Genomic DNA, 11,934 nt, shown 5'->3' with positions numbered 1-11,934 from the left:
CCATGATCGACCACTTCGGAATCAACTGTGCTGACTGGGAGAAGTCGAAGGCCTTCTACGACAAGGTCCTCGGCGCGTTGGGTTACACGCGGCAGATGGATTTCCAGGTCGCGATCGGATACGGGACGGAGGGCAAGCCCGACTTCTGGATCGGCGACATGAACGCCGGTGAGGTGGCGGGCCCCAACCGGGAGGCGCACTTCGCGTTCCAGGCCGCGGGCCCCGAAGCGGTGCAGGCGTTCTACGACGCAGCGATGGAGGCGGGCGCGGAGTCGCTGCATGCCCCCCGGCTGTGGCCCGAGTATCACGACAACTACTACGGCGCGTTCGTGCGCGATTTCGACGGCAACAACGTCGAGGCCGTTTTTCACGGCGGCGGCCCGAAGGGCTGACGGATGCGCTGGGGGGCCGCCGCGGCGGGCGTGATGCTGCTCGGCGGCTGTTCGGCGCAGGGCGAGCCAGAGCAGCGGGCGATCGATCCGCTGGTGAATCTCGACGGCTCGTTCATCGTCGAGTACGACGGCACAGGCACGGCCAACGGAGCCCCGGCCACCGGTCTGACCGAAGGCAAGGCGGGCTGGGTGTTCCGATCCTCGTGTGACGAGAACCGCTGTGTGGCGACCGGGGGCGAGATCGCCGACCCGAGCAACCCGTCGGCACCACTGAAGAACCCGCGCGTTGCGGACTACGTCGACGGCCGGTGGGTCATGGTGAACTTCACCGAGAACAGCGCCGCGTGCACAGGACCCAACGGAGAGAGGTTCACCGGGGACGTCTGGGCCATCTGGGACATCGCCATCGCTGCCGACATGACGCTCGAGCCCACCATCACCCAGGTGGGAACCGGCGACTGCCCGTCTGTCAGCACGCTCACCCCGACCATGACGCGCGCGGGTGACGCGCTTCCGGAATTTCCTGCACCGGATCCGTCGGCGCAACCGCCACAGCAGGCCTCGCCCGCGGCGGCGTTCCGCGGGAACTACACCCTCACGAAGACACGGCGCGGTACCGAGCGCGGCGAGCCCGACGTCACCGATGTCGCTGTCGCGACGAATTGCCTGCGCACCGCCGACCGCTGCGTCACCACGGCGACGGTCCCGGGGGCACCGGGGAAGCCCAACGCCTTCCTCGGTGTGTACGGATTCGCCGACGGGAAGTTCGTCCGCACGATGGTGCCCCTGCCCGCGGCCTGCGGAGACGGGCGCGCCGGGGTCGCCGCGGAGAGCGAGACACTGACACTTCCGGCCGACGCGGCACCGAACCCGTTGCCCGAGTTGACCGGTGAGTTGACCGCGACCTTCACCGCGGGCTGTCCGGGGGCCGTGAGCTACGACGTCGCCTACCGCCTTCGTCCGGCGTAGCTTGGCGAACATGGATTCTGCCCGGGAACTGCTGCGCGACCTGTTCACGCGGCAGGTCGAACACGTCGACGACCTGACCGAGAACCTGACCGACGAGGTCGCCTACTACCGGCCGACACCTGAGGCGAACACGATCACGTGGCTGATATGGCACACGGCCCGCATGCAGGACGCCCAGGTGTGTGACATCGCCGGCGTCGACCAGGTGTGGTTCCGCGACGGCTGGGTCGACCGGTTCGGTCTCGACCTGCCGCGCGATGCGCACGGTTACGGCCACACCTCCGAGGACGTCGCCAAGGTGCGTGCGCCGGCAGACCTGCTCGCGGGCTACTACCGCGCCGTCCACAAGCTGTCGCTGGAATATGTGGCGTCGGTGTCGGAAGAGGAACTCGCCCGCGTCGTCGACACGCGCTGGACGCCGCCGGTGACGGCCAGTGCACGGCTGGTCAGCGTCATCGACGACGCCGCCCAGCACCTCGGCCAGGCGGCCTACATCCGGGGGCTCGTCAGCTGAACCCGCTGATCCGCTGGTGGCCGTTGGCCGGCCTGGCCTGTCTCATCGCGCTCGGCCTCGCCGTGGGCAAGGGCCCGACACCGGTGGACGACTGGTTCCAGACCCTGGGCCGACACCACCCGCAACTCGGCTATTTCCTGGTGTTCACCGACGGGCGGGTGCTCCTGGCGCTCTGCGGCGCCGTCGTCCTGGCTGCGGCGCCGCAACGCCGGTGGTCGTTGGCCGCGGCCGCGGCGATCACGCCCTTTCTGGCGGTGATGGCCGCCCGGCTGGCGAAGCGGTCGTTCGGCCGGCTCAAAGACGGCGAGATCTGCTATCCCAGCGGGCACACCACGCTGGCGTTCGTCGTCCTGGCAATGGCTGTGGTGCTCGTCGGCGCAGCAACGTGGGCGGTCATGGCGTTCGCCGCGGTCATGGTGCTCGCCGTGATCGGTCAGGCCGTCACCTACCACTACTTCACCGATGCGATCGGAGCGCTGTTTCTCGGCAGCGCGTTCGTGTGCGTGGCGGTCTGGGTCGATGGACTTGACAGGTGTCAACCCGGGGGCGACGAAGATCACAGCTCTCGTTAGCATGGGGTCATGACAGCGACGTCCGATCTCGACACCCCCAACACGTTCACCGGAACCGGGACGATCAAGAACCCCGCGACCGGAGCCGTCGCGGGCAAGGTCCACTGGACCGATCCCGCCGACGTGGCGCAGGTCGCGGCCGGCCTGCGCGCGGCGCAGAAGGAGTGGGAGGCTCGCGGGCCGAAGGGCCGCGCGAAGGTGCTCTCCCGCTACGCGGTGTGGCTCGGACAGCATCGCGCAGAAATAGAGCGGCTGCTGATCGAGGAGACCGGCAAGTCGGCGGCTGACGCCGCGCAGGAAGTGCCGCTCATCATCATGATCGCGTCGTACTACATCAAGAACATCGAGAAGGCGCTTGCGCCGGAGACACGGCCGGCGGCGTTGCCGTTCCTCGCGATCAAGAAGATCAGCGTGCATTACCGGCCGCGGCCGGTGGTCGGCATCATCGCGCCGTGGAACTACCCCGTCGCCAACGCGCTAATGGACGCCATCGGCGCCCTCGCGGCGGGCTGCGCGGTACTGCTCAAGCCTTCCGAGCGCACGCCGCTGACCGCGGAGCTGCTGTTGCGCGGCTGGCTCGATTCCGGGGCGCCGGAGGTCCTCGCACTGGTCCAGGGTGCCCGCGAGGTCTCCGAGGCGGTCATCGACAACTCTGACTTCATCCAGTTCACCGGTTCCTGCGCGACCGGGGCCAAGGTGATGGAGCGCGCAGCGCGCACGCTGACGCCGGTGAGCCTCGAGCTCGGCGGCAAGGATCCGATGCTGGTGCTCGAAGACGCCGACATCGACCTCGCCGCGCATGCCGCGGTGTGGGGTGCGATGTTCAACGCCGGCCAGACATGCGTGTCGGTTGAACGCGTCTACGTGCTCGACTCGGTCTACGACCAGTTCGTCGCGACCGTCGTCGACGACGTCAAGAAGCTGAAGCTGGGCGCCGGCGACGGCAACCATCTCGGCGCGATGATCGACGACGCGCAGGTCGCGGTCACCGAGCGTCACGTCGCCGATGCGCTGGCCAAGGGTGCACGTGCCCTGACCGGCGGTAAGCGGGCGTCGGGATCGGGCAGCTTCTACGAGCCGACCGTGCTCGTCGACGTCGATCACTCGATGCTGTGCATGACGGAGGAGACCTTCGGCCCCACCCTGCCGATCATGAGGGTCGCCAGCGCCGAAGAGGCCGTCCGGCTGGCCACCGACAGTCCCTACGGGCTGTCGGCCGCGGTCTTCTCCGGCGATCCGGAGCGGGCCGAGACGGTCGCGCTCCAGCTCGACTGCGGAGCGGTCAACATCAACGACGTGATCTCGAACCTGATGTGCACCACGGCGCCGATGGGCGGATGGAAGACCTCGGGCATGGGAGCCCGCTTCGGCGGGGCCGAGGGGATTCGCAAGTTCTGCCGCCAGGAGGCAGTTGTCGCGCCACGCACCAGCGTCGGGGCGGGCGGCAACTATTACAACAACTCGCTCAAGGCGCTCAAGCGGATGAACACCCTGATGACGAAAATGGCCCTGATCGGGCCGCGCCGATCCGCGAAATAGTCCACGTTCCGTTCACCCGACGGTCACCGGCGCTTTCGTAGCGGTCGATAGCTTCTGCCGGTGACCCTGGCTTCTCACGACAGCGTCGGCTACTCCGTGGTGGATGACGATGACGACGACCCCGTCCTGCTCATCCAGCCCGGCGGCACGGCCGTCGACACGTGGCGGGAGAACTACCCGTACGACGAGCGGATGAAGCGCGCCGAGTACGAGGAGCAGAAGCGGTTGCTGCAGATCGAGCTGTTGAAGCTGCAGAAGTGGAGCCAGGCGAACGGCCACCGGCACGTCATCGTGTTCGAGGGGCGCGACGCGGCAGGCAAGGGCGGCACCATCAAGCGATTCATGGAGCACCTCAACCCGCGCGGGGCCCGCGTCGTCGCATTGGAGAAGCCGACCGAGCGCGAGCGGACGCAGTGGTACTTCCAGCGCTACGTCACCCACCTTCCCGCGGCCGGGGAGTTCGTGTTGTTCGACCGGTCCTGGTACAACCGCGCCGGTGTGGAGCGCGTGATGGGCTACTGCACGCCCAAGCAGCACGCCGAGTTCATCCGGCAGGCGCCGTTGTTCGAGCAGATGCTGGTCAACGACGGTGTCAGCCTGACCAAGCTGTGGTTCTCGGTGACCCAGAACGAGCAACGCACCCGCTTCACCATCCGCCAGGTGGACCCGGTCCGGCAGTGGAAGCTCTCGCCGACCGACCTCGCATCGCTGGACAAGTGGGACGACTACACCGCGGCGAAAGAAGAGATGTTCGCCTGGACGGACACCGAGATCGCGCCGTGGACCGTCGTCAAGAGCAACGACAAGAAGCGCGCCCGCATCAACGCGATGCGCTACGTGCTGAGTAAATTCGACTACGACAACAAGGACCACGACGTGATCGGCAGGCCCGATCCACTCATCGTGGGACGCGCACTGTCCGACTGACCCGGGCCGCGTCCCGACCAGAAAGGACGCGTCCGTGCGGTTTCTCGCCACGCTGCTGCTGTGGCTGATCACGACCGCCGCGTTGGTGCTCGCGGTGCCGGTGGTGTGGGCACAGTCGACGCTCGTCAGCGAGGACGGCTACGCATCGTTGGCGGCATCGGCGGCCGGAGACAGCAGGCTGCAGGACGCAATGGCCTCCGAGCTGACGACGCAGGTGATCGCGCTGGGCGAGGACAACGGGTATGAGCTCAACCCCGAGTTGGTGCGCACCGTGGCCGACTCCTACACCCGCAACACCGGCTTCCCCGGCCAGTTCGCGCAGGCGAACCGCATCGCACACCGCTGGATGTTCACCGGCGCGGTCCCGAGCGGGAACTCCACCGACCAATGGCTCATCGACGTCGCGCCGATGCTGTCGGATCCGTCGTTTGCTGCGACGCTGGGAACCCTCGATCTTCAGGTCCCGTCCACGCTCACGGTTCCCCTCACCGTGGACGCCGAGGAGCTTCAGCCCGGGAAGCTGCGCTGGCTCGCCACCTGGGGTCCGTGGGCGAGCACCGGAATCGCCGTTCTCACCGGCGTCTTCGCTCTGCTGACACTGGCTGCTGCCCGATCGCGCGGCAAAGTTATTACTGCCCTTGGTGTTTCGGCCCTGCTGGCCGGCGCGGCCGGATGGGCGGCGATCGAGGTCGGACACCGGTTCGTCGACGGTGCGCTGAACCGGACCACCGGCGACATCCGCACCGTCGCGGAGGTCATGGTCTCCCACGCAGAAGACAGCCTGCACCAGTGGCTCAACTACACGCTGCTCGCCGGCGGCGGGCTCGTGGTGCTCGGTGTGGTTGCTGCGGTGCTCGGCGGAGTGCTGCGCTCGAGCAGCGATGGCTAGGGTGGAGTGAAGTCCCCCAGGAAAGCTCGATAGAAAGGCCGTTCGTTGTCGACAGAGGTACCTGCCGAACTCGACGGCCTCGCAGGCTGGACGGTGGATTTGATGGAGCGGCTCGGCGGTGCCGGCGCCGGGCTGGCGATCTTTCTGGAGAACCTCTTTCCGCCCTTGCCCAGCGAGGTGATCCTGCCGATGGCGGGTTTCGCGGCCAGCCTGGGCCGGCTCTCCGTCGTCGAAGCCATCGTCTGGACCACCATCGGATCGGTGGCGGGCGCGTGGGTCATCTACCTGCTCGGGGCGTGGCTCGGCCACGACCGGATGAGCAGACTCGCCGCGAAGCTTCCGTTGGTGGACGAGGAGGACATCGACAAGTCCACGGCGTGGTTCGCCCGCCACGGCACCAAGGGCGTCTTCTTCGGCAGGATGCTTCCGTTCTTCCGCAGCTTCATCTCGGTGCCTGCAGGTGTGGAACGCATGAACTTCGCTGTCTTCACCGTGTTGACGACGCTGGGCAGCCTGATCTGGAACAGCGTGTTCATCGGCCTCGGGTACGGCCTGGGTGCCAGCTGGCACCTCGTCGAGCCCTACACGGCCGCGCTGCAGTACGTGGTGATGGCCGGGGTGGTCATCCTCGTCGGTTGGTTCGTGGCCTCGCGGCTGCGGCGGCGCCGGCGGATCAAGGTGTCAGGGCAGTAACCCGATCTGCCGGTACACCGCCCGAAGGTACCGTCGCATCTCGTCGGCCTCCGGCGGTTCGGGCTGCAGCACACGGTAGGTCACGGCCCCGACCATCATGTCGATCGCGACATCGAGGTCTGCGTCGGCGTCGACCGTTCCCATCTCACGTGCCCGCAGCAGCAGTGCGGTTGCGAGCCGGCGGCGCGGAAGGATGTAGCGACGCCAGTAGGTGGCCATCAGCTCAGGGTGCGTCACCGCCGAGCCGTACACCCTGGCGACGAGGGCTCGATACTCTCGCGTGGTGGTCGCGTCGGCAGCGGTGTCGATGACCGCCTCGACGAGTTCGTAAGGAGACCGAGTCGCAATGGCTTCGGCTGTCAGTCCACCGACTTCGTCGGCGATGAGCGTCTCCATTGCGGCGGCGATCAGCTCTTCTTTGGTCGACCAGCGGCGATAGATCGTCGGCTTTCCGACACCTGCCCTCTTGGCAATCTGTTCCATGCTGGCGCCTTCGAGACCCACTTCGAGGAACAGTTCCATCCCGGCCTGCAAAATTGCCAGGTCGGCGGCCGCATCTCGCGGTCGTCCGCGTCGGATCACCGGGCCGAACCGGATGTCAGAGCTTTGTCCAGCCAGTCATTTATTCCGCGCCAGTTATCTGGTCCGCCGCGCCAACCGAGGTGGCCGTCTGGACGGACCAGCATGACGTCGGATCCGGCATGCGTCAGGACCGCGACGTACGGTCCGAGATGCCGCTGCGCCGTGTGCGCGCATTCGGGTCCCGCCGCGGCGGGGCACAGTAGCGCCCAGCGCCCGCCGAGTTCGCGGTAGAGGCTCGTCGAATGTCCGTCGGGCCGGGAGCACTGCATGTCGCTTATCCGGTCACCGCGACGTGGTTTGGTGCCACGGCCACCGAGGGGGCCTTTCCGATAGCTCACCCACAGCTGCGACGCGGTGTACGTGATCAATCTCTGCAACGGTGCGACGCTGAACACCTTCGCGGCCACTCGGTCGCGCAGGAAGCGTCCAACCGGGTGGTCGGCGACGTTGGCTCGCGTCACCGCGCTGGTGCCGCGCAACACCTCGGTGGCCAGGGGGCGTCGCTCTGCTTCGTAGGTATCGATGAGCGACTCGGCGGCCAGGCCACGAATCACCAGGGCGAGCTTGAAGGCAAGGTTCTCCGCGTCGCCGATACCCGTCAGCATCCCTTGCCCGCCGAACGGCGCATGGGCGTGGGCGGCGTCCCCGGCCAACAGAACCCGGCCGTGTCGGTAGCGGGCGGCGAGTCTGCGGTGCACTGTGAAGCAGGAGAGCCATTCGGCGTCGCCGACTCGGACCGCGCGTCCGCTGCGTTGCGGCAAGAGTGCCCTGATGCGGTCGAGAATGGCGCTCTCGCTGGGTTTTTCGTCAAGGTCCGGATCGTAGGCGAAAAGCCTCCAGAGATCGTCGCGACCGTAATCGTCGGGCATCGGCATGGCCCCGAGCAGACCGCTGGGATGTATCCAACCGGTGGTGCCGCCGCGTTCGACATCCCACTCCAGGTGGACGTCGGCCAACAACCAGCGCTCGGTGAGTTTGACTCCGGGGAAGGCGATTCCGGCCAGTCTGCGTGTGGTGCTCGACGTGCCGTCGCAACCGATCAACCACCGTGCGGTGAGGTGCTCGCCGCCGACGAGTCGGGCGACGACGTGGTCGTCGTGTTGATCCAGGGCGCACAGCTCGCGTCCCCACCGGGGTGTCGTGCCGAGTTCGGCAAGCCGGGCTCGCAACGCTCCTTCAATTCTGGCCTGAGAGATCACCATGGGGGGAGCGGCGGTTTTCATGCGTGGGTCGCCGAACTCCAGTGTCATCAGCGGCCGGTCGCCGAGGTAGCTGGTGATGCGCATCGCGCGCAGCGCCTGGTTCGGTAACTCGCCGAGTGCGCCGATTCGCGACAGGACCTCCGAGCCCCGTGCGTGGAGGAAGTTGGCTCGCGACGTGGTTGCCGGTCCGGTGGCGCGGTCGATCACCGCGACGGACAGGCCGTGCATGCGCAACGCGCAGGCCAGCGTCAACCCGGTCGGACCGGCACCCACCACCACGACATCGGCCTCCGACATGGGCCAAGAATAACGAAACGGCTCCGTAACGTAAAGATTGTGAGGCTACGGGTCGATGACGTGTGACGGGTCGGGTCGTCGCTCGGGCGTTGCCTGGCTGTAGTCGCCCCACGGGCCGTCGCGGCGTTCGACGGCCGCGCGCACACCGTCGCGGGCTGCGATGTCGATGAACTCCTGCGCCTCGGGGGTGTTGCGCATCAACCCGTCGAGGATTCCGCCCAGAGTCTGCGTCGACGCCAGGCCCATGTTCTCGTAGGCCTGGTTGACGATCATCTTCTGCGCTTGGAGCTGTGAGAGCGGAATCGTGCAGAGCTTCGCGGCGATCTCGGCGACACGCGCCTCCAGCCGCTCGAACGGCACCGACTCGTTGATGAGTTCGACTGCGGCAGCTTCCTTCCCGGTCAGCGGTTCACCCGTGAGCGAGTGCCACTTCACCTTCGCCAGAGACAGTCGGTAGAGCCACATGCCGGTCAGGTAGGCGCCCCACATCCGCGCGTAGGGGGTGCCGATGACGGCGTCGTCGCTGGCGATGACGAGGTCGGCGCACAGTGCGTAATCGCTGGCGCCGCCCACACACCAGCCGTGCACCTGGGCGATCACCGGTTTGGACGCGCGCCAGATCGCCATGAACTTCTGCGTCGGCCCGGTCTCCCTGGCGCTGACCATCGCGAAATCCTTGCCCGGGTCCCACCGGCCGTCGGTGTTCATGGACTCGCCCCAGTGGTCGAAGCCGCCACCGAAGTCGTAGCCGCCGGAGAACGCGCGTCCGGCGCCCCGGAGCACGATGACCTTGATCGACGGATCGCGCTCGGCCACACCGATCGCCTGCTCGATCTCGTCGGGCATCGGCGGGACGATCGTGTTGAGACGGTCGGGCCGGTTCAGCGTGATCGTCGCGACGGCCTCGCGGGTGGTGTAGAGCAGGGTTTCGAACTCGGGGTGCGCAGAGGTCGTCATGACTTCAGCGCCAGTCGCGGAACGCGTCGAGGAGCTTGTCGCGGAAGGCGGGTTCGAGGGCATCTTCGGGGACCTTGCCAAGCGTGGCGACGGTGGTGCGGAACTGCTGCAGATAGTTGTCACAGCCGTCGCAGTCCAGCAGGTGCTCGTCGAACCGGGCCCGTGTGTCCAGATCGAGTGTGCCGTCGAGGTAGTCGGTCACGAGTTCGACGAGTTCGTTGCAGTCGAGCGGCCGCGTTTCGGTCACATCGCCTCCTTCACATAGCTTTCCAGCCCCTGCCGGACCGCGGCGCGTCCCCGGTGCAGGAGTACCCGCTGATTGGCCGCGGTGATGCCCAGTAGTTCGGTGACTTCGGCAGAATTCATGTCGAGCACGTCGCGCAGCGTCACCACGATTCGCTGGCGCTCGGGCAGCTTGTCCAGCTCGCGCCGGGTCACGGTCAACAGTTCGTCGCCGAGTACCGAGCCCTCCGGGGTATCGGGGAACGGTGACGGCATCTCGTCGGCTTTCCAGTGGCCTGGGTAGGGGTCGTCGTCGTCGCGGAAGCGCGCCGGGTCCACGGTGCCGCCGGTGTAGGCGAGCACAGCGACGTCGACGTCGCTGCGCTCACGCATACCCCGCTTCTTCGCGATATTGATCAACACCGTGAAAAGCCATGTGCGCAAAGAGGACCGACCCTCGAACCCGTCCAGACCCTTCAGAAGAGCGAGCCACGCTTCCTGGACGACCTCCTCGGCGATCGCGTGACTGGCCACGTAACCGCGGGCAACCCTCAGCATCGCCGGGGTGTGGGTGTCGACCAGCGTGGCGAAAGCGACCTCATCGCGAGCGCGCAGTGCGGCGATGAGGTCGGCCTCGTCGGTCGCCGTGCTCGTCATGTCAGAAGTGTGAACTCCGCAGCGCGTCCGCGAAAGTCCATGCCGAGATTCCCAGCAGCGCGACGTCCTTGATCAGGAACTGGCCGGTCGACGACAGGACGGGGAAGCCGCCCGCGGAGGCCTCGAAGACGCCGGGGGTGGTGACCAGGAAGCTCAGGGTCGCGACGAACAGGCCGACCGCGATCACGCTGCCGACGGCCGACAGGCGGGGCCACCACGGCTTGACGGCGATCAGCGCGGCGGTAACGAGTTCCACAACGCCGAGCAGCGCCGAGAACGTGCCGACGGAGAAGATGTCGTAGACCCAGCTCATGAGGGGGCTGTTCGAGACCAGGGGTGCGATGCCCTGTGCCTCGTAGGCGGTGAACTTCAGCGCGCCGATCCAGGCGAGGACGACGACGAGCCCGTAGCGGGCCAGGGCGCCGGTGATGCTCTCGACGCGGGGAAGGCTATCGGTGAGGGCGGTACGGGTGGTGGTCATGGCGGTTCCTCTCGGGGTGGGCCGCGCTGGGGGAGCGAGGCCGTCACCGCGAAGTGTCGAGAAGTCCGCGAGGCGTTACACCGCTGGTGGAGGGTCGGGCTGCCGATGCGGTTCGTAGCCCGAGTAGATCTTCCCGCCGATCTTGATGTGCGGGGTGCGGAAGTACGCCGATCCCGTCATCAGGATGCCTGCTGCCGCAGCGAAGGCGAGGGAACTCTGCAGGTCTGGCAGGCCCGCGAGGAACACCAGCACGATCCCGGCAGCGGTTCCGGCCCAATAGATGCGACGTTTCACCGCGCGCTTGGGCAGTGCAGGTGTGTCCCACCCCGGTACGGCGGCGCCGAGGACGAGCGCGAGTGCACCCGCACCGAGCAGGACCCAGGCCAGCGTCGTCATGATCCCGGCACCAGCATCTGGAATCCGTCGATGATCTCCTGGGAGTCGGTGACATATTTCGCGTCACCGGGGTCGGTGGTCTGGATGGTGACCGTCGCGAGGTAGGTGGAGCCACCGCTTTCGGCGACGACGGCGTGCATGATGATCGGCCGCTCCGGTGCCGGGCCCATCGGTGGTGCGACGTAATAGGTTGTCTCGGAGGGTAATCCGCACGTGCTGTTGGCGATCGGCTCCAAATCGAACGCGCCCAGGCCGCTCTCGAGGTTGGCGCGGTTCTGTTCGAACACGTCTTCCGGCGCCTCGATGCCCCGCACCGATTCGAGCGTCACGACGGCGTTCGGGGCGAAGTCGTTGCTGATCAGATCGGTCGACACGATCGTGTAGCGGATGATCTCGCTGTCCATCATCGAGTTGCGTTCCCAGCCGTCGGGTACCGGGATGCGCAGCAGCGGTTCGCCCTCGTCCTCGTTGGGGATGTCGTCGAGTGGTGCGTCGACGGCCACGCACTGCGTTTCGTCGCCGCCGTCCGCCGCGCTGTCGCCGGCCGCGGCCGTCACGGCCGTCCCGGTGACGTTCTGGGAGCATCCGGTCAGCAGCAGGGCCGTCGCGGTAGTGATCGCGAAAAGTGTTCTCCACGTGGTCATG

The 11,934-nt window shown here is 67.1% G+C and carries 16 protein-coding genes; 8 read left to right on the top strand and 8 right to left on the bottom strand.

Going from position 1 to position 11,934, the window contains the following annotated elements:
• Positions 1 to 2 precede the first annotated feature (2 nt).
• The 8 genes from ACAG24_RS10745 (at position 3) to ACAG24_RS10710 (ending at position 6,495) form a co-directional block, all read left to right on the top strand.
• Positions 3 to 392, top strand: a complete 390-nt coding sequence (locus tag ACAG24_RS10745; protein ID WP_370471849.1) for a VOC family protein — start codon at positions 3 to 5, stop codon at positions 390 to 392.
• A gap of 3 nt (positions 393 to 395) precedes the next feature.
• Positions 396 to 1,361 (top strand): hypothetical protein, encoded by a 966-nt coding sequence (locus tag ACAG24_RS10740; protein ID WP_370471850.1) that lies wholly within the window; start codon positions 396 to 398, stop codon positions 1,359 to 1,361.
• A gap of 10 nt (positions 1,362 to 1,371) precedes the next feature.
• Positions 1,372 to 1,875, top strand: a complete 504-nt coding sequence (locus ACAG24_RS10735) for a mycothiol transferase (protein WP_370471851.1) — start codon at positions 1,372 to 1,374, stop codon at positions 1,873 to 1,875.
• Positions 1,876 to 1,898: 23 nt separating this feature from the next.
• Complete coding sequence (locus ACAG24_RS10730) at positions 1,899 to 2,447, top strand: phosphatase PAP2 family protein (protein ID WP_370471852.1); 549 nt, start codon at positions 1,899 to 1,901, stop codon at positions 2,445 to 2,447.
• 9 nt (positions 2,448 to 2,456) lie between these two features.
• Positions 2,457 to 3,986 (top strand): aldehyde dehydrogenase family protein, encoded by a 1,530-nt coding sequence (locus ACAG24_RS10725; protein WP_370471853.1) that lies wholly within the window; start codon positions 2,457 to 2,459, stop codon positions 3,984 to 3,986.
• Between the two features lie 60 nt (positions 3,987 to 4,046).
• Entirely contained in the window at positions 4,047 to 4,913 is an 867-nt protein-coding gene (gene ppk2 / locus ACAG24_RS10720) for a polyphosphate kinase 2 (RefSeq protein WP_370471854.1), read from the top strand.
• A 34-nt stretch (positions 4,914 to 4,947) separates the two neighbouring features.
• Positions 4,948 to 5,802, top strand: a complete 855-nt coding sequence (locus ACAG24_RS10715) for a hypothetical protein (RefSeq protein WP_370471855.1) — start codon at positions 4,948 to 4,950, stop codon at positions 5,800 to 5,802.
• Positions 5,803 to 5,904: 102 nt separating this feature from the next.
• Positions 5,905 to 6,495 (top strand): DedA family protein, encoded by a 591-nt coding sequence (locus tag ACAG24_RS10710; protein ID WP_370472612.1) that lies wholly within the window; start codon positions 5,905 to 5,907, stop codon positions 6,493 to 6,495.
• On the opposite strand, the gene ACAG24_RS10705 is transcribed toward ACAG24_RS10710, so the two are convergent.
• From ACAG24_RS10705 to ACAG24_RS10670, 8 genes are all read right to left on the bottom strand, one after another.
• Positions 6,484 to 7,077: a TetR/AcrR family transcriptional regulator gene (locus ACAG24_RS10705; protein WP_370471856.1), complete on the bottom strand. Its 594-nt coding sequence runs from the start codon at positions 7,075 to 7,077 to the stop codon at positions 6,484 to 6,486. The genes ACAG24_RS10710 and ACAG24_RS10705 overlap by 12 nt on opposite strands.
• Positions 7,074 to 8,576 carry an FAD-dependent oxidoreductase gene (locus ACAG24_RS10700; protein WP_370471857.1) on the bottom strand — a complete coding sequence of 501 codons (1,503 nt, stop codon included), beginning with the start codon at positions 8,574 to 8,576 and terminating at the stop codon, positions 7,074 to 7,076. The genes ACAG24_RS10705 and ACAG24_RS10700 overlap by 4 nt, the downstream gene beginning before the upstream one ends.
• 45 nt (positions 8,577 to 8,621) lie before the next feature.
• On the bottom strand, positions 8,622 to 9,533 hold the full coding sequence (locus ACAG24_RS10695; RefSeq protein ID WP_370471858.1) for a crotonase/enoyl-CoA hydratase family protein: 912 nt from the start codon (positions 9,531 to 9,533) through the stop codon (positions 8,622 to 8,624).
• 4 nt (positions 9,534 to 9,537) lie between these two features.
• Positions 9,538 to 9,780 carry an anti-sigma factor family protein gene (locus tag ACAG24_RS10690; protein ID WP_370471859.1) on the bottom strand — a complete coding sequence of 81 codons (243 nt, stop codon included), beginning with the start codon at positions 9,778 to 9,780 and terminating at the stop codon, positions 9,538 to 9,540.
• Complete coding sequence (locus tag ACAG24_RS10685; RefSeq protein WP_370471860.1) at positions 9,777 to 10,412, bottom strand: RNA polymerase sigma factor; 636 nt, start codon at positions 10,410 to 10,412, stop codon at positions 9,777 to 9,779. The genes ACAG24_RS10690 and ACAG24_RS10685 overlap by 4 nt, the downstream gene beginning before the upstream one ends.
• A gap of 1 nt (position 10,413) precedes the next feature.
• Positions 10,414 to 10,893: a YkgB family protein gene (locus ACAG24_RS10680; RefSeq protein ID WP_370471861.1), complete on the bottom strand. Its 480-nt coding sequence runs from the start codon at positions 10,891 to 10,893 to the stop codon at positions 10,414 to 10,416.
• 75 nt (positions 10,894 to 10,968) lie between these two features.
• On the bottom strand, positions 10,969 to 11,289 hold the full coding sequence (locus ACAG24_RS10675) for a hypothetical protein (protein WP_370471862.1): 321 nt from the start codon (positions 11,287 to 11,289) through the stop codon (positions 10,969 to 10,971).
• On the bottom strand, positions 11,286 to 11,933 hold the full coding sequence (locus tag ACAG24_RS10670; protein WP_370471863.1) for an LpqN/LpqT family lipoprotein: 648 nt from the start codon (positions 11,931 to 11,933) through the stop codon (positions 11,286 to 11,288). Before ACAG24_RS10670 ends, ACAG24_RS10675 begins: the two co-directional genes overlap by 4 nt.
• Position 11,934 lies beyond the last annotated feature (1 nt).

This window comes from Mycobacterium bulgaricum (assembly GCF_041287165.2).
GTDB classification, from domain to species: domain Bacteria; phylum Actinomycetota; class Actinomycetes; order Mycobacteriales; family Mycobacteriaceae; genus Mycobacterium; species Mycobacterium bulgaricum.
Note: the sequence above shows the minus strand (reverse complement) of the source record. Positions and strands in the feature narration are given on the sequence as shown.